This is a genomic window from Vibrio sp. 2-Bac 85 (assembly GCF_037546705.1).
Taxonomy (GTDB): Bacteria; Pseudomonadota; Gammaproteobacteria; order Enterobacterales; family Psychromonadaceae; genus Psychromonas.
The window spans coordinates 166322-187408 of the sequence record NZ_JALAAB010000004.1 but is presented as its reverse complement, the minus strand read 5'-3'; the positions used below and the strand labels follow the sequence as shown (position 1 = coordinate 187408).

The window sequence follows — 21087 nt, the reverse complement described above, 5'->3', positions numbered from 1 at the left end:
GTTATTGACCTGCTTGTAAAATATCACCGACATAAACACTATTTTATCCTTAACCAACAAAAATAAGATCAATAATAATGACAAAAAATACTGCCAACGATACTGATATCGAAACTCACTCTTTTACAGCATCGGTATTGCGTCGTTTTATCTGGATCTATTTATTAATGGCAACAGCTTTAGCACTAACTTTGGTATACGTTCAATTCCAATATACTCAAAACTTAGAAAAAACAATGCTTGCGCAAGAAGAAGCATTTGTAACCTCTACTACTCAAGCACTACAAAAAGAGATGCAAATACAATTAATGGTATTGCAAATGGTCACTCGCTCCAAAGCATTAGTTGACTTCCTTGAAAATGGCACGCTTTCAAGCAAAAAAGGATTAGAATCTCTATTTTCTAATTTAGCATCCACATTTTTCCGCTACGACCAAGTAAGGCTACTGGATATTGAAGGTAAAGAGCGTATTCGAATAAATTATATCAACCCTTCTGTAGAAATCGTCAAACCTAATAACTTACAAAGTAAAAAACATACTCATTATTTTCAAGAAGGTATTAAACAACCACAAGGTAAAGTTTATGTCTCTGCTATGGAACTTAATGTAGAGCGTGGTGAAATTGAATTTCCCTATAAGCCTGTTATCCGCTTTGCAACACCGGTTATCAATAGCGAAGGTAAAACGGTTGGTTTAATGGTAATGAATTACCTCGCCACTGAATTATTACAAAACTTTAGAGACCAAATGGGGCTACGTATCAACGGTCAAGGTATGTTGATAGACCCAGAAGGTTACTGGATAAGTAATCATGATAGAAGCAATGAGTGGGGAGGAAGCCTTGATACAGTCTCTCAGAAATTTCAAGATAAATATCCTCAAGCGTGGCCTACAATTCAGAAAAATGACAGTGGTATCTATCAATCAGATCACGGAATATTTCGCTACGTATCGATCAATCCCTTTAGTTTAGATAGCATCGGTAAATATCAAGCAGAACGAGCCATTAACCTTTCTGTTAGTGAACAATCTAGGCAACAGAATAATTGGAAATTAATTATCTTCTTACCCTATGATGTAATGAATGAAAGTTCGTTTTTTTATAAACCAGTGGGCCGTGTGATCATCGCTTCATTATTCATCGGGTCTGCTGCTATTTTGTTACTGCTTTTAATTATGTCAGAACAAAAACGTAGGCGACTGCGTTACGACTTATTCATTAAAAATGAATTAATCGATTTATATGAGAATGCTCCCTGTGGTTACCACAGTTTAGATAAAAATGGCTATGTCATAAAAATGAACCAGACTGAGTTAAGTTGGTTAGGTTACACACGCGAAGAAGTTGTTGGATCGTCTTTTACTGATTTTTTAACCAAAGGCAGTGTCCCTGTATTTGAGCAGTTTTTGAAAAATCTACACTTGGATGAAACCATAGAAGGTGTTGTATTAGAAGTACAATGCAAAGACGGACATACTTTTTTTGTTTCTACATCGGCCACTTCAATTCTAGAAAAAGGTTATTTTGCTATCGCCCGCACCTCAGCATTTGATATTACAGAACGTATTGAACTGGAAAAGCGTCTTGACCATATTGCTAATACCGATGTGCTCACGGAAATCAGTAATCGCAGGCACTTTTTCAAGCAAGCGAGTCAAATGTTAGAATCCAATGACCATGTTTCTTTATTAATGATAGATGCCGATCATTTTAAAAGTATTAATGACAACTTCGGACATGATGTCGGTGATTTAGTCTTAAAATTCATTGCTGCTTCACTACAAAAAGCATTACCTGAGGAAGCTATTTTGGCTCGTATAGGCGGTGAAGAGTTTGCCATACTGACGAGAGGAATAAATAAAAAAGACACACTCGAACTAGCAAACAACATTTGTGAGCGATTAGCGAATAACAAGATAAAAATAGATGATCAACTCACGGTTGAAATAACATTATCAATCGGAACTACTCAACGTATTAATGCCAACGAAGACTTAAATGATCTACTTAAACGCGCTGACGTTGCACTGTATTTCGCAAAAACAACGGGACGTAATAAAGCAGTCCAATCAACAGATGAAATCGAAGCCTAATACTTAGAGCTAAAAAATCCTATATAACTGAAGTTATTAAACTAATTTCAGTTATCTACCTTCAGTTATCTAGCTTCAGTTATCTAGCTTCAGCAAGCTACTTTCATAAACCTATCTTCAATCAATAACCTAGATTCGCATAAGAAGTCGTCAATCTAAGCTAAATTGTACTTTTATTTGTTGCATTAAATAGGTTTCTCTTTGAATCGATAACCCCTGCTTTTTGTCATTTTGCATGGTGTTAATATTATGTTGAATAGCATCGTCAATGTGAACCCAGCACACTTGCATACCATTATTAACTTCATAGTCTTCCAGTTTATTCGCACCAAGGTGCTCTCCTATTTCGCAGCTGTAGCAATACGAGAGCATATGCATGATAGAACATTCAGGGTTATGTTTATCACTCTTATGTGGCCGGTACTCTTCATATAATCCAAAAGCTTGTACACTCTTTATTCCAACAGCTCCGGTTTCTTCTGCAAGCTCTCTTTTGAAGCCCGTTAATAAATCCTCGTCCTCATCGACACCTCCACCTGGTAAGGAATAGTCGTTATAGCGCTTAGTGAACATTAATAAAATTTTGTTATCTCTGATCACTATCGCTCTTGTTGCTATGCGAGTAAAACTTTGATGATGACAGGGGGACAAGTTTTCAATTTGAATCGAAGGATGGACCACTCGTTGCAGTAAACGCATTACACTCTCTAAATATATTAAATTCAATGACGCCTATTTTAATGAGTAATGTTTAATTAACCAAAAAAATGAACAACCTAAAACAATATAATGATTAATTATTTATATCATTCGTTTAAAAATATTTAGATTCGTATAATAAACGCACGAATAACTTTATAACATGCTAAATAGAGTGTAATCGCGGCTTAATAAATTGAGGCTAAAATAGATAATGATGCATTTATTCAAACGAATAATTCGTATTTAACATTCATTTGTACCATAATCACAGAATCATTTTATATTTAATTTTAGGTATTGGAGGGGGTATATGGACATTAACGGCAGTATTAACCTACATAGCCAGCCAGTTACCGCCCTAAGAAATGCGCCTGAAACCTCTGACCTTAAATACCTAGCGATCGAGACTCAAAAACAGACACAAAGTGTTGACCAAGTAACAACACAACAACCAATATTACAGGCTCAAGCACCGAGTGAAGATGTGATCAGTTCAAGAGTTTCCGAGTACCAATCGCTTACAACAAATAATCAACATCAAGATGATAAACCGGTAGGCAGTTTATTCGACATAAAAGTTTAAATGCATGTTTATGATGGCGAAGTTTATTATGGTGAAGTTTGTAATGATGAAGTTTGTAATGATGAAGTTTGTAATGATGAAGTTTGTAATGATAAGGTTTTGGCAGCGATAGAGTTTAGTAATAAATCGACATAGGAATTAAAAATAGAACTGAAACTGAAATCGGTACTGGAATAGGAATAGAAATTTTATGAACATATCAGCAGCTACCCCACTTCCTATCAGCATGACAACAAGCTCAAAAATGGCAAGTAATGTCGTTTCCTCTGCCAATATCTCGTCTGAAACTCAGAGCTCTAAATCAGCACCGATGCGGCCAAACATAGAAGGGTTCTCCCTTTCAGTATCAACAACTCAAGCATCAACTTATCAAAGGCCAACTATCGATGGCAGTATTAAAAGTGCTCAACAAATCGTTACACCTCAACAGAATAAAGAATCATCACACTCTGATCCAGAAGTAGCTGCAAAGGCTGAGGGAGTTGAAAATAGCAAACAAGTAGCAAATACAGAAGCCTCCAATAAAGAGTCAAATGACGACTCAAATGGCAACTCAGATAAGGGCAAAAATCAAACGTATAGCGAAGATGAGTTAGCCGTCATAAACTCTTTAAAGACACGTCATAATGAAGTAAATATCCATGAACAATCTCATGCTGCTGTAGGTGGGCAATATGCAGGTTCACCAAGTTATAGCTATCAAACGGGGCCTGATGGCGTAAAGTATGCGGTGTCGGGCGAAGTCGCTATCGATACATCTGCTATTGAAGGTGATCCTGAAGCAACATTAAAAAAAGCACAACAGGTCAAAGCGGCAGCACTTGCGCCTGCACAACCTTCAGCTCAAGATATAAAAGTTGCGGCTGAAGCAGATCAAATGGCGACACAAGCACGCAGTGAGATCTCAGTAGCAAACCGTCCTGATTCCTCTAGTGACGCCAGTAGCGAGCATTCGTCAGCGGGTTCTTCAAGAGGCTCTTCAGCTGATAGCGTCGACACACAACAAAATTTTACCGATTCACAGAATATTGAACCGTCAGTTTCCAATAATCAAACAATAAATAATGATAAACGTGAAGATAAAAGCCCTCAGATAATAAGGGATAAGATGATTGCACGGAGTTTACATATTAATAATGTATATCAAAGTAGCAGCATTAGTTCTACGCCCTATTCTAGCTTCAATGTACAAGTATAAACACGTAATACATTAAAATGCCCATATCCAATTCCCTGTCTACATTTAGAAAATACTTATTCACAATACTTATAGAAAACTCTTAGAGAAAACAGCTTATAAAATCATTCATACAAAAACAATCATCGAAACACACTTATTTTGTATGATAAATGATAGTTAATTTTGCGTGTGCTCTCACAAATATAAAACTAATAAATTAGCATTTATTTTAAGCCTTTGAACATTTGGTGAATAAAAGGCTAACGTATTAATTTTTCAACCTCACTCTATGCTTAATTAACAAACAACCCAGCATAAATAAAAATAACCCACATATACAGTTAGATAGCATTTTATTTCTTATGTTTAATTACTTCTAGATTCGCATAATAATTGCATTAATATTAATAAAACTCCTATTAAATATTTGATTATGATTTTTATGATCAATATAAAAGTATGCTTTATTTCAATAATAGGTATTTAAATATAGAGATAAGGATTGATAGTTACTATTTACAAAATATTTACTTGTATTACAATAAAACCATTGTTAAATAGGTTTTTTAGTATAAATGGGTACTTTGAGTATAAATTAACTATCAATCAACTTTAAATTACATTTTATCAATTAATAATGCTTCATATTTATTGCAGCATGAACTTAACGAATAGTGAGAAAATAATATGTCTAAAAAAATTGCTTTAATCACTGGTGCAACTGGTGGTATTGGTTTCCAAGTAGCTAAACGCCTTGGTCAAGATGGTTATACTGTCGTATTAAATGGTATTGAAGATGAAGTTGGTGCAGCACGTGTTGCAGAACTAAAAGCTGAAGGAATCGAAGCGGAATACTACGGCTTTGATGTCACCAATGATGTAGCTGTTACAGAAAATGTTAATGCTATTGGAAACAAATACGGTCAAATTGATGTTGTAGTCAATAATGCAGGTGGCCTCGGCGGACGAAGCTCTATCGAAGAAATGACCACTGAATTCTTTCGTTTTGTAATGGCATTAAACCTTGATAGTGCTTTCTTTGTATCTCGTGCTGCCATTCCGTTCCTGAAAAAAACCGAAGGTGGTTCAATTATTAACTACACTTCAAATGCAGCATGGAATGCAGGTGGACCTGGTGCTGGTATTTACGGTACATCAAAAGCTGCGGTTCACACTTTAACTCGCGCACTTGCTAAGGAATTAGCACCAGCAGGCATTCGTGTGAATGCAGTTTCTCCTGGAACTATTGATACACCGTTTCATCAACAAATTAAAGATACAAAACCCGAAGTATTTGCATCATGGAAAGATAACATTATGTTAGGTCGTCTAGGACAACCTGAAGATGTATCTGGAGTGATCTCTTTCTTAGTCAGTAAAGACGCAGCGTTTATCACCGCAGAAACAATCCAAATAGGCGGCGGTCAAGCTTTAGGTATTTAGTCTTAGCTTATTAACATTATTTAAAGCATTAAAAACCTCAAATACCTTTAAAAGGGCTCAAAGGTTTTTAATGCTAATGTTCATACAGATACTGAAACTGGGCTCACTTATTTAGACAAACAAACTAAATTAGATACTGCAGGTAGTGTTAGAGGTGATCTTCTTTGGCGAGAATAAGCAATGCCAAATAAACCAATTGCTAATAAAATAATAGATACCGGTTCCGCTACATTTATAGGTGCAATAGTCCCATCCGTACTAACATAATTTCCACTAATATTTAACGTATAACCCGTTTCATTATTGGAACTATACCAATTTTTGTAATATCCATACTTATTATCATAAGAAGACGTAATAGCAACGGAGTAATCACCAGCAGTAAGGTTAACAGTCATAAAACTCTCAAGACCATATCCACTATTATCATAGTATTTAATAAGGTCGTCCCAACTTAAATACCCATCGTCTTTAAACAAATATAAAGAGCTATCGAATTGGTTATATTTGTTGTATTTGCTATTCCACCAATGATTATTTTTATTAGTTTCTACTGCAGATAAAGATACCTTTCCTGTCTCGAAGGTAGAAAAATCATACCAATCTACTTCACCATATTTCACAGTACCAGTCTCGGTTATCAGCCCTGCATATGCAATATTAGGCAGTATTAAATAAAATAGACTACCTATTATTAATTTTTTCATTGCATTTTCCTTCATTAAAATTAACTGTTATATCTAATATACAAATTTAATTTTGATATCATAAAGCAAATACCTAATAATGGCTATTCACTCCAAGATAAAAGAAAAATATTATTTTATGACAAGAAATAAACATAAAAAAACAGTAGGTTAACTATTTTAGCGATTAAATCATAAATTATGTTTTTAATATCATAATTGATTAGTTGTGCAGTTGCTTGTGCTGATAGGATCAGCATTTATTTTTTCGCATTGCACACTATTACGGCCATTATTTTTAACGCGATAAAGTGCTTGATCCGCACGATGAAACAAGTCTTCAACCGTGTCTGTATTATGATATTCGCTAACACCAAAGCTACAGGTTATATAGACGCCCTTTGATAATTCTGTCTGGCTAATTAATTGACGAAGTCTTTCGCTGAAATTTAATGCTGCTTCAATGGTTATACAAGGTAATATTAAAACAAACTCCTCACCGCCCCATCGTGCAAAAACATCTATATCTCTAATATTATTTACCACTACTGAAGCCATATTTTGTAACACCTGATCTCCAATTTTGTGGCCAAATGAATCATTAATGAGTTTAAAATGGTCAATATCAAAAATGACAAAGCTTAGTGCGTGTTCATATCTGTTCGCGCGCGAGATTTCGCTGTTTAATGCTTCCTCGAATTTTTTACGGTTTGCAATGTTAGTTAAAGAATCGGTATTAGCTAAGCGCTCTATTTCAAGGATTTTTTCTTCAAGCTGTTTGTTTTTTGCTTCTAATTGCTCTGTTTTGATAGATATTAATTTCTCGAGTGTAGTGTTGCCTAACTCTAACTGTTGATTTTGTTTAAATAGTGAAAGTTGTGCTTTTTTTTGTTGATGAATATCTTGATGCGCCCCGATAATTCTAGCAACGGATCCATCTGGGTTGTATTCAACCGCTTTAGATCTATCTGTGATCCAAAGGTAACTACCATCGGATTTTCGGCAGCGATAATCGATACAATATGAATCAGTTTGATGTGTAATTATTTTTTCAAAGCTCTGCATCACTTTATCGTAATCCTCTTTGTGGATTACATTTTCCCAAGTATAGACATTTTGTTGAAATGTCCCCACTTCATAACCTAGCATCTCAAACCAGGCGGTACTTCTTACTACACTTCCCGTTTTACCATCCCAATCCCAAGTGCCTTCTGCAATAACATCTAAAATACAATTCAAAGTTTTATCTGCATCTGCAATTGTTTTATGCTGATAGGTTTGGTGTTGATAAGTTATTTGAGACGCGCCAGGTTCAATTGACTTTAAGTCTAAAGGATCAGGGAGCGATGAATGAGAACGTTCATTATGTTCAAGACTTGGATTGCTTTTATTCATAGGGAATTCTTTTTCATTAAAAAATTATTTATCAGTTTTAATCTATCAACATAAAATGCTAATTAGCTTAACCAATGAAAGCCTAGCATCAGTAAATTAAGTCAACACAGACTTCTAATACACAAAAGTGAAATACGAGCTTAAGCTCTATTATTTCTTCTTATATAAGCGATTTTGTAAGCTTAAATAATCTTTTAAGGCCAATCTTTCCATTTTTAGTTCATCCCTATTACTCTTATTAATTTTTTGATAATGATGAATCAATTTACTTAAATAAGCTTCATGGTCAACCTCAGGTAGCCAAAGCTTATTACCTGTTACTGATAGTGGCTCGCCATAAATTTGATTTATAAGCATAAGCTCGTAGCCACGATTATTTTCAATAACCAATTGTTCTTGTTTTAACTTAAAACCTAAATCTATTAGCGTGAGTCGCAGCTTGTAGGTATGTTGTACAGGACATAATAAAAAATCGATATTGTGGCCAGAATAACGCCGCATCATTCCAGTCAATATATCTATCATCAATTCCCCTCCCACCCCACTAATGATAATTAGATGAGCAGGCCAATCTCTATCATGTACAACATGCTCTGAAATAGAAAAATTTGAACTCACACAATGCGTTCCCAATTCGACGTTGGACTCTAGTGATATTTTAGCTACATCCATGCACCATGTTTGCCAACGACTATCAGCAGGTAACTGATCAGCATACTTGATTAACTTTTGTGATAATTGATCAATTAACTCAGGCACAACATCTACAAAATTAACTTGCTTTATTAACCCATTAGCTAAAATTTTAAAACCTAATAGACCATGGTCACAGCAACAATCCCAAACCACGTTATAAGGTTGATTGACCATTTCAGAGAGAGCTAATAAACGTTTATTTAATTTCATTATTATTTTGCTTTATTTTACAATATTTAAAGGATTGAGTTGATAATTTAATTGATTTAAGTGGCTTTCCTTTCAAGGTTTATAATTTACCCGCTAAGGTTGTTTAATGTTTTTCATGGTTAACGCGATTCGCTTACGTTGTTGGTCAATGCTCGTTACTTTAACATTTACAACTTGCCCCACTTTCACGATTTTATGAGGGTCATTTACAAAACCATCGCTCAACATTGATATATGAACCAATCCATCTTGATGCACTCCTAAATCAACAAAAGCGCCAAAGTTCGCGACATTGGTAACAACCCCTTGCAATAACATGTCCACTTCCAAATCACTGACTTTATGAATACTCTGGTCAAATTCTGCCACTTTAAATTGTTCTCTTGGGTCGCGCCTCGTCATGCTCAATATCGTTAAAATTTCTTGATAAGCCTGTAAGATTGATTCTTGATCACTGTCTTTAACTTGCTTGATAGGAGGTAATATTAATGCTGATGCATCTTTATTTATAAGCACGTCTTGAGTTGATTTATTATTAAACGCAATTAATTGTTTTGCTAATGGGTATTGCTCAGGATGAAGTATGGTTTCATCTAAGCATTCATCGCCTCCATTGACAGTCAAAAAGCCTGCTGCTTGCTGAAATGCTTTAGTCCCTAAACGCGGCACTTTAGTTAATGCTTGGCGAGATTTAAAACGGCCATGCTGCTGTCTATAAGTAATAATATTTTGAGCAAGTGTCGCATTTAATCCTGCAACATGCATTAATACATTGGGTGAAGCAGTATTAAGATCCACGCCGACTTTATTCACACAATCTTCAACCACAGCTTGTAATCGTTTCGTTAATAACGTTTGTTGAACATCATGTTGATAAAGGCCAACACCAATAGCTTTTGCTTCAATTTTAACGAGTTCTGATAACGGATCTTGTAAACGTCGCGCTATAGATACTGCACCACGTAAAGTAACGTCAAGTTGCGGAAATTCCTGTGCTGCTAACGCTGATGCAGAATAGACTGAAGCCCCGGCTTCGCTGACTGAAACAGATTGAAGGTTTGCATCGATTGACGCTAATATCTGCGAAATAAATTGTTCACTTTCACGCGATGCGGTGCCGTTTCCAATGGCAATTAATTCAACATTGTATTGTTCAATCAATTTTTTAATTGTTTGTTGGGCTTGTGTTGTTTGCAATTGTGGTTGATGAGGATAAATCGTAGCAGTTTCTATTAATTCACCTGTTTTATCAACAACAGCTATTTTACAACCACTTCTAAAGCCTGGATCTAAACCTAGCGTCACTTTTTCACCTGCTGGTGAAGCCATTAACAATGCACTTAAATTGCTAGCGAATTGTTCAATCGCCTCATGATCCGCTTGTTCTTTTAATTGAACAAAAATTTGCTTCTCTAAACTCACTAACAATTTTGTTCGCCATGCGTGGTCAATGACTTGTCGAGCCCATGAGTCATGGTCATCTTTGGCAAGGTAAACATTAAGATGCTTGGCTATTAAGGTTTGGCAATAACTATAAGCTTTTTTATCTTTTTGAAATGGATCTGGATTAATTTTAAGACGAAGATAACCTTCAGCTTTACCGCGTAACATAGCGAGTACACGATGCGCCGGTAACCTGTTTAAACGAGAATTAAAGTCAAAATAGTCTTTAAACTTAATCGCGTCATCTAGTTTAGATTTTACCACCACTGAAGACACTTCGCCTTGGTCAAATAAATGCTGTTTTAATAAGTTTGTTAATTCAATATCTTGAGCTAGTTTATCAACCGCAATCGCTAGTGCACCTTCTAATACTTGTGCGCTATTGGTAAAGCCTTTTGCATCATTAATATAACGTTGTGCAATTTTATTTAAAGGTTGTTTAGGTGAAGCCCAAAGTAGCTCTGCTAACCCATTTAAACCTGCTTCTTCGGCTAATTTTGCTTTGGTGATACGGGTAGTTTTAAAGGGAGCATAACAATGCTCAAGACTGACTTTATCTTGTATTGCTTGAATTTCATTTTTTAGTTTATTGGTTAATTTACCGGCTTTATCAATTGCTTTTAAAATGCTTTGTTTACGCGTGGCGAGTTCTCTAAAATAAATTAGCTTGGTCTCTAATAAGCGCAGTTGATTATCGTCTAAGGATTGCGTTAAGTGTTTTCGATAACGGGCAATAAATGGGACTGTATTTCCATCATCTAATAAATGGATGGCAGCTTCTACTTGAGACGCTGAAATTTGACACTCTTTTGCTAATTGATCTTTGAGTTCAGAGAGTTGAGTAACAGAATTAGGCATATTAGCGGATCTTATAATCAAATAAATAGCGGCTATTTTTAGCATACTTACACGATTTTTTCGACTTACTTTTATTTTACTTTCTATTAAAAAGTGTTTTCTCTTACACGGTTAGCAGATTTAAATGTGATATCTAAATTTAAAAGGAATAAAAGCCAGAAAATAAAATTATTTTAGGCTTTTATAAGAGGCTAATGTAAGGAACTAAGCGATTAAAGGTTTAATGTTCCAATTTTCATAACTATCTACATTCTTTACTTTAAGGTCAGTTGAGCTACTCAAGTCGATCAACTCTTTTTGCACGTTTTGTTTTGTCTTAGTATTAAAGAAAATCTCTACAATTGGTTTTAACATATTATCTTTTATTTCAATGACGGTTGCTAAATAACCATTGTTTAATAACACAACCGATCCCGCGGGATAGATACCAACCGACTGTATAAATTGTTGTACTAGTTGCGGATTAAAATGGCTGCCAGATCCTTTTAATAAAAATTGAAGCGCTTCAGATGGTTTTTTACCTTTATGATAACAACGGTCTGCTGTTAGTGCATCGTAAACATCAACAATGGCCGACATTTGACCTGCTAAACTTATTTGGTCTTTATTTAAACCCAGTGGGTAACCGTTACCATCGTATTTTTCATGGTGCATTGCCGCAACATCCATTGATATTTGCGATAAACCTTCGGTCTTTTCAAGAATAATACGACTATGCACTACGTGTTCTTTCATGATCACGAATTCTTCAGGCGTTAATTTCCCTGGTTTATTTAGAATATGATCTGGTGTGATCGTTTTACCGATATCATGTAATAACCCACCTATTCCCACTGCACAAATAAACTCATCAGATTTGCCCATACCTTTTGCAAAAGACATCATAAGTACAGAAAAACTAACCGAATGTTCAAAAGTATAATAATCCATATTACGAATATGAGTGAGGCCGAGTAATGCATTTTCGTTGCGTAAAATCGAGTCGCTTAGGTCTTTAATGACGGGCTCAACTTGTTCTAATTCAACGCATTGCCCCATTTTTGCACTATTCATTACACCACTAATAAACTGCCTTGCATCTTCAAAGGCAGCTTTAGCTGCTTCCATTTCTTCTTTGGCACTTTTGGTTTGTTGCTTTACTGAGGCTTCGACTTTTGGTCGAGTACTTTTAACAAGTAAAGTGTCTAGCCCCTTACTAGTATCAATCTCGACCCATTTTATGCCAGCATCACGTATTTTTTGAATATCATTTTTAGATTTAAGTAAGAACTTACTTGATGTAAAAGGATTGTTTAACCAACCAACTACAAGGTGATGAATGTACATACCAACTTGTAGTTGGTCTGCTGTTATTTTTTTAATCATTGTAATCCTTAACGACCAAAATATTGGTTAATAATAGCTTCAAGGTTATCCTCAAGCTGCTCTTCAAAATGTAAATAACTTTCACCAAATAGGGATAAATATTTTGTTGCCTGCTCTTGAGTGATTGTTTTATTGCCGAGTTGAAACTTCATTTCACTTAATGTTTTGTCAAATCTAGGCACAATAAACCAATTCAAATAATGCGATGCACTAGCTTGTAATTGGGTTTGGGCAAATTCACAGAATTCATTAACATATACTTTTCCATCAGGCCCTAGTGATCCAGGTTCCATTCTAAAAATGACCGTCATTTTTTTTTCTGGAGCAAGATTATTAAGCAATGGCATTATCGACCTTTAATAAGTAGTGTTACAAAATCAATCATATAAAAACAATAACGATTTAAGAATATAAAATTAGCATAACTTTGAGATTTTTGTGGCCGTTTGTAAATTAATTTTTGTTTAAGATCAATTATTGAGTAATTGATGGTTTTTACAGTTAATGATTAACTCATTACAACGCAACGTTGAATAAGTTAAATGCGCAAGCATAACTACTAAGCAAAAAAACTTAGGATAATAACTAATGGGCACAACTCTTGTACACATTAGTAATTAGAATAGTGGGGAACAAGTAGACTAGTGCAGACCTTGAATTCTTTATTTCTTGAATTAAAGTACTAATTACACATCGTTTTATTGATGTGCAGATTAGATACGAATCGTTAAGTAACTATATATGTTGTTTAAATTTCTTTGCTAGTTGTAATAATGCTTGTTCACTGATTATTTCAACATTGTCTGCACTGATTATATTACCCTTGCTAATGAGTACAGTACGAGGAAAACCATGCCCTCCGAATTGCTCAATCACCCCTGCTATTTCAGGACTGATATATTCTCCTTTAGTTTCCTGAGCAGTCAATTCAAGTACCGACAAATCATATTCTGCGACAGAGGCAACAAATGACTCAAGATTAAGACGTTGGTCTGTGCAATCAGAGCACCAAGTGGCAACGACATTTAAGATAAAAGATTCTTTATTTGATATTTTTTGTTCAAATTGACTAACGGTTATGGGTACTAGTTTTAGAGACATCTTGTATTTCCTATTTTGTTGATTTTTTTGTTCGGTTTGAAGTATCGAATAGAAGTGATAATTACTTATGAGTGTGAATTCATTAATAAACACAGCTCAATGCCAGGACAGTTCTTAGCTCTGTAAATTAACAGCTCACACGGCGTAAATAAGCATCACAGCGAGACACTCAATAGTAAAAATATCATCCTGAAATAAGCAAATGAATAACAGGCAAATACTATTCACCAATTCTACAATAACGAAATAGTATTTACTTAAATAAAAGACCTTAAAGCAATATTTGATAGCACATCAAAAACTCTACAACGTAATCAATAAAAAACGTTTATTAGCGCCTATGTTTTTCATACATTATAAATTGATTTTGTTATACTGCGCGTTGATTTTAAGCGTATAAATTAGGTAACAATATGAGTGTTGATGCAGCAGGACTATCTGCGAATCTTTTAAAGGCAGTGAAAGCCTGTGGTTATTCAAAGCTAACCCCAATCCAACAACAAGCAATTCCGATCATCAAAGCAGGCCATGATGTATTGGCAAGTGCACAAACAGGTACCGGCAAAACAGCTGCATTCACCCTTCCTTTATTGGATATTTTAGCTAAAAACCAACCTAATAATATTGGCACTTCACGTACTATCAAAGTACTTATTTTAACTCCAACACGTGAATTAGCATTACAAGTAGCAGAGAATGTTAAGCAATACAGTCAATTTCTGCCTCTTACATCAGGCGTGGTTACCGGAGGTGCTAATGTATCACCTCAAAAGCAAATGCTTAAACAAGGTGTAGACGTGTTAATCGCGACACCAGGACGTTTGATAGAACACGTTAACGCACGCCAAGTAGATTTAGCACATATTAAACATCTAGTTTTAGATGAAGCAGATCGAATGTTGGATATGGGGTTCCTAACTGATATTCAACAAATTACTGATATTATTAAACAAAAACATCAAACTCTGATGTTTTCAGCGACTTTTTCTAATAAAGTAAAAACTCTAGCGAATAAAATTTTACATACCCCTAAAAATATTGAAACAGCTAAGCAAAACTCAACATCAGGTAAGGTTAAACAACAAGTTTACTGGGTAAGTGAATCGCGTAAACGTGAGTTATTATCTGAGTTGATCGGCGTTAAGAATTGGAAACAAGTGTTGGTTTTCGCTGGTACCAAAGAAAGTGCCAATATACTCGCACAGGAATTAAAGTTGGATGGCATCAAAGCCGCATTATGTCATGGGGACAAAACACAAGGTGCGCGTAATAAAGCGATTCAACAATTTGTAGAAGGCAGTGTTCGTGTTTTGGTCGCTACCGATGTCGCAGCACGCGGTTTAGATATTCCAGACTTACCACACGTAGTTAACTTTCATCTGCCATTTTTGTCTGAAGACTATGTGCACCGTATTGGTCGAACGGGGCGGGCGGGTAAAAGCGGTCATGCCATCTCACTAGTAAGTCCTAAAGATGAACAATTTTTAGATAGTATAGAAACACTTATTGGGCGAAAATTTGAACGAATTGTATATCCCGGTTACGAATTTAACAGTACAACGGAAGTACAGCAAGATGGTAAATCGTTCAAGAAAAGTCGTTATAAAGCGACTCAAGAACGTAATCAGCTGGTAGAGAAACGTAAAGCAGAAAATAAACCATCTGCCGTACGCCGTGCAAAAAACAAAGCCAGAAAAGCACGTTAATACGCACTATTGGTGACACAGTGCTACCTTATTCAACAATAAGGTAGCAACTCACTAATTTCATTGTCAGCCATCCCTCTCGTACCCCCCATAAAAATTATTAGTTATTATTCTTTATCAATGATAAATAAACAGACTAAATTAAAAATTTTGTACAGGACTACTTCGTGTTTAATGATATTAACTCATATGAATTCAAATCAACTAATTTATAAAATTATAAAAATAACGACAACAAGCTTCGAGCCCTCTCTCTAGCAGCTTTAATGAAATTTTGTAAGTGTTAATTAAACCTATAACGCTAAGTCATTCCTTCTTCACATAAAAGGTAAAAGAAATGTGATATCCCTGTAATTCAAAGATATTGGGTTGTAACATTATTGAAATACCTAACTGCGTGGATAAAATTATAAGAAACCCCTTATTTGTAATACAATATACCTAGAATTTTAATTTATTAGAACTAGCTCACACCTTTTTATGAGCAAATTTTATTATTTATACTTATAATAAAATTCCAACACTTATTGGAGAGAATATGATCACTTTAGGCGAGTACATTATTGAAAAACAACATGATTTCCCAGAAGCTAGTGGGGAGTTAACGGGGTTATTAGGCGCAATTCGTTTAGCAGCCAAAATTGTTAACCGTGAAATTAACAAAGCCGGCATTGCTGACATTATTGGTGCCACTGGTATTGAAAATGTCCAAGGTGAAACACAGCAAAAACTAGATTTATACGCTAATGATAAATTTAAATGTGCTCTGGAAGCTCGCGGGGAGGTTTGTGGTGTAGCTTCTGAAGAAGAAGACGACTTCGTAAGTTTTGATAGTGAACGTGGTGTAAATAGTAAATACGTTGTATTAATGGATCCGCTAGATGGCTCTAGTAATATTGATGTGAATGTTTCTGTGGGTACTATTTTCTCAATCTACCGCCGTGTGAGTCCAGTTGGATCGCCTGTGACACTAGAAGATTTTTTACAACCAGGTATTAAACAAGTTGCTGCAGGATATGTAATTTATGGTTCATCTACCATGCTTGTTTATACCACGGGTAACGGTGTTCATGGCTTTACCTGTGACCCATCTTTAGGCGTATTTTATCTATCACATGAAAATATGATGACGCCTGAAACTGGAAAGTGTTATTCAATCAATGAAGGTAATTACTTGAAATTCCCATTGGGTATTAAAAAGTATATTAAATTCTGTCAAGAAATTGTACCAGAAGATAACCGCCCTTATACCTCTCGCTACATCGGTTCATTAGTTGCTGACTTCCATCGTAATCTATTGAAAGGTGGTATATTTATGTACCCATCTACAGCACAAGCTCCACTAGGCAAGTTAAGATTGTTATATGAGTGTAATCCTATTGCATTCCTTGCAGAACAATCAGGTGGTATTGCAAGCACAGGTACGAAAAGAATTATGGAAATTGAGCCAACTGAATTACATCAACGTGTACCATTTGTTTGTGGTAGTGCTGGTATGGTAAAAGATGCTGAAAAAATGATCGCGGACTATCCTGAAGCATAAACGGTTCTGATCTTATAATAATAACACCATAAAAATGCCAAACTTATGTTTGGCATTTTTCTATATATGTTAAATTTTTTGAGTGATTAGATTTGGTCATTTGACCTTCATTAAAAAATACCTAATAGCAAATAGCAAATACCTGATAATAACTACCTAATAATAAAAGTACATTCTAGTCAAACATAAATGATGCTTAATAGAAGAAGCTAGACATGCGTATCAATGTTATTGCCCTTACTACCTTCAGGCATAGGCGGAATTGATTCTAATAATTGAGTAGCCTGTTGCTCAGCTTGGTCATTACTCTTTTTTAATAAATTAACATTGACCGTTTCCAGCGTATTTATTTTAGTTTGTTCTGTTAGCACACTGCCAACGACACTCATATCCATCAATATTCTCCTTATCTGTACCTTTCATAGCTTCATTTTTAATGACGATATCTATTAACTTCCCTACTGCTTATTTTTCATATTGACCCGTAATAAGGAACTAAAAAGTAAATAAAAATGTAGCGGTATAATCTGTTATCGACAGGAACTCATATTTCTTGAATTATAAAGATAAAAAAAGAAGCTAGGCTCCTTTTTAATAGCTGAATTTCGACATTAACTGAATTCAAGAAATAAGCAATTGACTCTTAAGGTGATTAACGTCCTGGTGCTTCAACCTCTAATTCATTTTCTTGTTGCTCATGGTTTGGGTTTAATCCATCAACAATAACAGCACAAGCTGCGTCACCGGTAATATTCAAAGCAGTTCTGATCATGTCAAAAATACGGTCCAGTGCAAACAACAATGGTAACCCTTCTATCGGGATCCCAGCAGCTAATAAAACAGCAACAACTAAAAACGACGGGCCAGGTACACCCGCTTGTCCAATAGCACCAATAGTGGCGGTAAATATAATAGCGGCGTAAGCACCAAAGGTTAAATCAACATTAAATACTTGCGCAAAAAACACAGCCACTAAACCATAGTAAATAGCGTTACCGCTCATGTTAATAGTCGCCCCTAGCGGTAAGACAAAAGAGGCCGTCGAGTTGTTGATATTAAGTTCTTTCTCAACCACATCCATTGTCACAGGCAGAGTTGCCATAGAAGAGGCAGTGGATAATGCAACGGCTTGCGGCGCTTTCATTACCGATAAAAAATGACGTACAGAAACCTTAGATAGCAGCTTGATTAATAACGGATAAAAACCAAAACCAAATATAAGAATTGCAACTACGTAAACGACAAATAATTTCATTACCATGGTAAGTACATCAAATCCAAATGTACCCACGGCTTCTGCCATTAGACCAAAAACACCAATAGGCGCAATTCGCATCACTACATTAATCATCCAAACAAAAGCATCAACTAAAGCCGATAATGCAGACATTAATGGTGCAGATTTGTTTTTATCTACTTTAGACAGAGCAATACCGAGAAACAAACAAAAAACTAAAACTTGTAGAATATTTGCATTGTTTAAGGATTTAAAAATATTTGTTGGGATCATGCCTAATACTGTCGCAAAAAATCCAGGTACTTCGCCTTTATCTGCATATTCATTAGAGAACATTGAATGCATGCTGCTTAAGTCAATGCCTACACCAGGTTCAAATAATTCACCTAAACCTATTGCTAATGCCACTGCAACAGCAGACGTGAGCATAAAAAATGCAAAAGTACTGACTCCAATTTTTCCTGCCGCAGGGCTATCTCCTAAATTAGCTGCTCCAGTAATAATGGCGACTGCTACAAGTGGTATCACTAACATTTTAATGAGGTGAATAAAAATAGACCCCAATGGTGCAAATACTTCTGCACTTGGCCCCATATAAGCACCAACAGCAGTACCTATTATCATTGCAATAACAACTTGAGTGCCTATGTTAGAGAACACACTTTTCTTAATTTTAACCACGAGGAATCCTTTTATTACTTTGATAACTAAATTAAACTAGCTCTAATATTACGTAACAAACTACCTTAAATAATGTAATTGAAACTGATAACGATCAATCTTTCTGCAACCAGTGATCATTGTCTCAATTTTATAGTGATATATCACATCTTGATATACCAAAGCGAAGCAGAATCTGTCATATTGACCTTATTTACTCAATTTTTTATTTCGTCTCTTTTAATTAGGAAAAAACATATGAAAATCACAGGATTATTATTATCCCTGGCTATTAGCCCTCTCGCTTTTTCAGGTGAAATTATCACCAATGACGGTATTAGTGTCCTAGCTGTAAATGGTGTAAAAGTGGAATCCTCATTTATGAGCGATAACACATTAGAAGTGAAAGATGGTAAGCAGCAAATTGCAGTGAGATTCAGTAAAAAGTTTGATATTGATGATAATCGTTTTACAGAAAGTAGACCGTTTTTGTTAAATGTAGATGTGAATGGCGAAACAACTATCTCGACTGATAAATTGTATAGCGCTGAACAAGCAGGTCAAAAGATTCAAGCGGGTTTAAACTGGTATGTAACGAATGATAATGGTAAATATCAGGTTGAAAACCCGACTGAATTGCATGGTAAAGGTTTGTTGCCATATAGTGATATCGAAGCATTAATCGCTGACACAAATCGAGATAACAACATAGATGTTAGTTCTGGCACCGTTAAAAAAGTGACTACAAATAGCTTAATTGACGAATATAGAGCAGCAACTGTTGAGCAGAAGAAACAATTCAAAATATGGTTGATCAACAACGAAACACGATAACCATTAATAAAAAAATATTGTGTAAAAACGTTTTTATAACAATGTTTATATAATAATAGCGATCATGAGAAATTAAGCGACACTTCGCGAAATACCACTTAGTGTCACCAAATATAGTGTAAAAAGTGGCAACACATATGGCGATATGTTGTGGTAATTATTCTCGTAATTGTTGTTCTAAGAATTAAGACGTAGTGAGCAATCAATATCTTGGTTGCCTACTACGTCTAGTTTTTGTATCGGTTATTGATATAAACTTGGAGCAGTATAAGGTGCTGACTCGACTTTCATATATGGATTTGGCGCAATTTATAACTGTTATATTTTTGATAAACCAGTCATCAAGCGTGCTGTTTTTCTATTTTTTATAAAAAAAATTTAAAGTAACATATTCATTGTCAGGTTTGCCTTTTGCTATCTTTTTTTAATTAGTTTTATTCTTTAAGGTGTCAATATAATAAGGAGATTCATGTGATCACAGTAGAAACCCCTGCAAGTTTTGAATGGAACGAATCAAATAGTCAGTGGGTAAAAAATTATTTAATACCTAAAACCCCCCTATTATTATCTTTAACACAGGGCTTAGGAATCGATATTAATAATATGTCTGAGACACAATTTACACAGCTATGCCAGTTACTTGAAACCACAGCTGAAGGCCGTGAATTACGTAATAAAATGTTTAAAGCTTGGCGCAGTAAAAAGTCACGTGATAGCGATGATGGAAAAAAACTCTATACCTTTAACTTATCTATTAAAGCTGGTGACCAGTTAAAGAAAGTTGCCAAAAATAAAGCGTTAAATAAAACCCTAGAATCCCTTATTTTTGCCGCTAAAGAGCCTGCGCGTGATACAAAAAAAATGCAGCAAACAATTGATAGCTTAAGTGTGAAAAATCAGGAATTAAAACAACAGTTATCCAATGCACAGAACCAATCATCAAACAGCAATGATACCGATACCGATGATTTTGACTCATTAATTAAAAATGACTTACAAGTTGCAGAATTAGCAAAATTAGAAAAATCTCAGCTGATCAAACAAATTTTATTACTGAAAAGAAAGTTAAATAAATAGATGTCTAGATTCGCATAATAAGTGCAGTTGCTTAACTGCTATTGTGAAGAATAAAGTATAGTTTTGAAAGCCATAACTAATTATGACTCATCTATACCCGTTACCATTCAAGATGCAAAGCTCAGCAAGTTGTGAGGTGAGTAGCTTCTAGGCAGAAAATTGAAGATCTAACTAGTTCAATAAATACTTTCTAACAACGAAGATGCTTGCCTCACAACTTACCCTGTGGGTCGTTACCTCGAAAAGCAATTCAGCGTTGCAACATTCGATAA

18 protein-coding genes are annotated in these 21087 nt (G+C 35.1%); 8 read left to right on the top strand and 10 right to left on the bottom strand.

Annotated features, from left to right (window positions below; genetic code table 11):
- Positions 1–77 precede the first annotated feature (77 nt).
- Positions 78–2096: a sensor domain-containing diguanylate cyclase gene (locus MT390_RS06540; RefSeq protein WP_499440240.1), complete on the top strand. Its 2019-nt coding sequence runs from the start codon at positions 78–80 to the stop codon at positions 2094–2096.
- A 150-nt stretch (positions 2097–2246) separates the two neighbouring features.
- Here the strand turns inward: MT390_RS06540 and MT390_RS06535 are convergent, their stop codons facing one another.
- Positions 2247–2795: an NUDIX hydrolase gene (locus MT390_RS06535; RefSeq protein WP_499440238.1), complete on the bottom strand. Its 549-nt coding sequence runs from the start codon at positions 2793–2795 to the stop codon at positions 2247–2249.
- Positions 2796–3108: 313 nt separating this feature from the next.
- Here MT390_RS06535 and MT390_RS06530 point away from each other — a divergent pair, with 313 nt between their 5' ends.
- The 3 genes from MT390_RS06530 to MT390_RS06520 all read left to right on the top strand — a co-directional run bounded on the left by MT390_RS06530 (position 3109) and on the right by MT390_RS06520 (position 6004).
- Positions 3109–3381, top strand: a complete 273-nt coding sequence (locus MT390_RS06530; RefSeq protein WP_499440236.1) for a hypothetical protein — start codon at positions 3109–3111, stop codon at positions 3379–3381.
- 190 nt (positions 3382–3571) lie between these two features.
- On the top strand, positions 3572–4579 hold the full coding sequence (locus MT390_RS06525) for a putative metalloprotease CJM1_0395 family protein (RefSeq protein ID WP_499440234.1): 1008 nt from the start codon (positions 3572–3574) through the stop codon (positions 4577–4579).
- 669 nt (positions 4580–5248) lie between these two features.
- On the top strand, positions 5249–6004 hold the full coding sequence (locus MT390_RS06520) for an SDR family NAD(P)-dependent oxidoreductase (RefSeq protein WP_499440232.1): 756 nt from the start codon (positions 5249–5251) through the stop codon (positions 6002–6004).
- Positions 6005–6111: 107 nt separating this feature from the next.
- On the opposite strand, the gene MT390_RS06515 is transcribed toward MT390_RS06520, so the two are convergent.
- The 7 genes from MT390_RS06515 to MT390_RS06485 all read right to left on the bottom strand — a co-directional run bounded on the left by MT390_RS06515 (position 6112) and on the right by MT390_RS06485 (position 13758).
- Positions 6112–6711: a DVUA0089 family protein gene (locus MT390_RS06515; RefSeq protein WP_499440231.1), complete on the bottom strand. Its 600-nt coding sequence runs from the start codon at positions 6709–6711 to the stop codon at positions 6112–6114.
- 192 nt (positions 6712–6903) lie between these two features.
- Positions 6904–8085 (bottom strand): sensor domain-containing diguanylate cyclase, encoded by a 1182-nt coding sequence (locus MT390_RS06510; protein WP_499440229.1) that lies wholly within the window; start codon positions 8083–8085, stop codon positions 6904–6906.
- 150 nt (positions 8086–8235) lie between these two features.
- Positions 8236–8991, bottom strand: a complete 756-nt coding sequence (locus MT390_RS06505; protein ID WP_499440228.1) for a tRNA (adenine(22)-N(1))-methyltransferase TrmK — start codon at positions 8989–8991, stop codon at positions 8236–8238.
- 93 nt (positions 8992–9084) lie between these two features.
- The gene (locus MT390_RS06500; protein WP_499440226.1) at positions 9085–11292 is read right to left on the bottom strand and encodes a helix-hairpin-helix domain-containing protein; all 2208 of its coding nucleotides are present in this window, start codon (positions 11290–11292) and stop codon (positions 9085–9087) included.
- Between the two features lie 204 nt (positions 11293–11496).
- Positions 11497–12657: a cyclic di-GMP phosphodiesterase gene (locus MT390_RS06495; RefSeq protein WP_166369270.1), complete on the bottom strand. Its 1161-nt coding sequence runs from the start codon at positions 12655–12657 to the stop codon at positions 11497–11499.
- An 8-nt stretch (positions 12658–12665) separates the two neighbouring features.
- Positions 12666–13004: a hypothetical protein gene (locus MT390_RS06490; protein ID WP_166369268.1), complete on the bottom strand. Its 339-nt coding sequence runs from the start codon at positions 13002–13004 to the stop codon at positions 12666–12668.
- Positions 13005–13392: 388 nt separating this feature from the next.
- Complete coding sequence (locus MT390_RS06485) at positions 13393–13758, bottom strand: thioredoxin domain-containing protein (protein WP_499440223.1); 366 nt, start codon at positions 13756–13758, stop codon at positions 13393–13395.
- Between the two features lie 413 nt (positions 13759–14171).
- Between MT390_RS06485 and MT390_RS06480 the strand changes: the two genes are divergently transcribed.
- Positions 14172–15464, top strand: a complete 1293-nt coding sequence (locus MT390_RS06480) for a DEAD/DEAH box helicase (RefSeq protein WP_166369264.1) — start codon at positions 14172–14174, stop codon at positions 15462–15464.
- Positions 15465–16002: 538 nt separating this feature from the next.
- Positions 16003–17007, top strand: a complete 1005-nt coding sequence (fbp, locus tag MT390_RS06475; protein WP_499440221.1) for a class 1 fructose-bisphosphatase — start codon at positions 16003–16005, stop codon at positions 17005–17007.
- 209 nt (positions 17008–17216) lie between these two features.
- Here the strand turns inward: fbp and MT390_RS06470 are convergent, their stop codons facing one another.
- Positions 17217–17402 (bottom strand): putative motility protein, encoded by a 186-nt coding sequence (locus MT390_RS06470; RefSeq protein WP_028867203.1) that lies wholly within the window; start codon positions 17400–17402, stop codon positions 17217–17219.
- A 257-nt stretch (positions 17403–17659) separates the two neighbouring features.
- Positions 17660–18925 (bottom strand): dicarboxylate/amino acid:cation symporter, encoded by a 1266-nt coding sequence (locus MT390_RS06465; RefSeq protein WP_499440219.1) that lies wholly within the window; start codon positions 18923–18925, stop codon positions 17660–17662.
- 237 nt (positions 18926–19162) lie between these two features.
- Here MT390_RS06465 and MT390_RS06460 point away from each other — a divergent pair, with 237 nt between their 5' ends.
- Together MT390_RS06460 and MT390_RS06455 are read left to right on the top strand one after the other, a co-directional pair.
- Positions 19163–19738 (top strand): DUF2057 family protein, encoded by a 576-nt coding sequence (locus MT390_RS06460; RefSeq protein WP_166369260.1) that lies wholly within the window; start codon positions 19163–19165, stop codon positions 19736–19738.
- Positions 19739–20209: 471 nt separating this feature from the next.
- Positions 20210–20815: a hypothetical protein gene (locus MT390_RS06455; protein ID WP_499440218.1), complete on the top strand. Its 606-nt coding sequence runs from the start codon at positions 20210–20212 to the stop codon at positions 20813–20815.
- The last annotated feature ends 272 nt before the right edge of the window (positions 20816–21087 follow it).

Coding starts and splice junctions, on each gene's coding strand:
- MT390_RS06540 (WP_499440240.1), top strand. CDS start 78: ATGACAAAAAATACTGCCAACGATACTGATATCGAAACTCACTCTTTT.
- MT390_RS06535 (WP_499440238.1), bottom strand. CDS start 2,795: ATGCGTTTACTGCAACGAGTGGTCCATCCTTCGATTCAAATTGAAAAC.
- MT390_RS06530 (WP_499440236.1), top strand. CDS start 3,109: ATGGACATTAACGGCAGTATTAACCTACATAGCCAGCCAGTTACCGCC.
- MT390_RS06525 (WP_499440234.1), top strand. CDS start 3,572: ATGAACATATCAGCAGCTACCCCACTTCCTATCAGCATGACAACAAGC.
- MT390_RS06520 (WP_499440232.1), top strand. CDS start 5,249: ATGTCTAAAAAAATTGCTTTAATCACTGGTGCAACTGGTGGTATTGGT.
- MT390_RS06515 (WP_499440231.1), bottom strand. CDS start 6,711: ATGAAAAAATTAATAATAGGTAGTCTATTTTATTTAATACTGCCTAAT.
- MT390_RS06510 (WP_499440229.1), bottom strand. CDS start 8,085: ATGAATAAAAGCAATCCAAGTCTTGAACATAATGAACGTTCTCATTCA.
- MT390_RS06505 (WP_499440228.1), bottom strand. CDS start 8,991: ATGAAATTAAATAAACGTTTATTAGCTCTCTCTGAAATGGTCAATCAA.
- MT390_RS06500 (WP_499440226.1), bottom strand. CDS start 11,292: ATGCCTAATTCTGTTACTCAACTCTCTGAACTCAAAGATCAATTAGCA.
- MT390_RS06495 (WP_166369270.1), bottom strand. CDS start 12,657: ATGATTAAAAAAATAACAGCAGACCAACTACAAGTTGGTATGTACATT.
- MT390_RS06490 (WP_166369268.1), bottom strand. CDS start 13,004: ATGCCATTGCTTAATAATCTTGCTCCAGAAAAAAAAATGACGGTCATT.
- MT390_RS06485 (WP_499440223.1), bottom strand. CDS start 13,758: ATGTCTCTAAAACTAGTACCCATAACCGTTAGTCAATTTGAACAAAAA.
- MT390_RS06480 (WP_166369264.1), top strand. CDS start 14,172: ATGAGTGTTGATGCAGCAGGACTATCTGCGAATCTTTTAAAGGCAGTG.
- fbp (WP_499440221.1), top strand. CDS start 16,003: ATGATCACTTTAGGCGAGTACATTATTGAAAAACAACATGATTTCCCA.
- MT390_RS06470 (WP_028867203.1), bottom strand. CDS start 17,402: ATGGATATGAGTGTCGTTGGCAGTGTGCTAACAGAACAAACTAAAATA.
- MT390_RS06460 (WP_166369260.1), top strand. CDS start 19,163: ATGAAAATCACAGGATTATTATTATCCCTGGCTATTAGCCCTCTCGCT.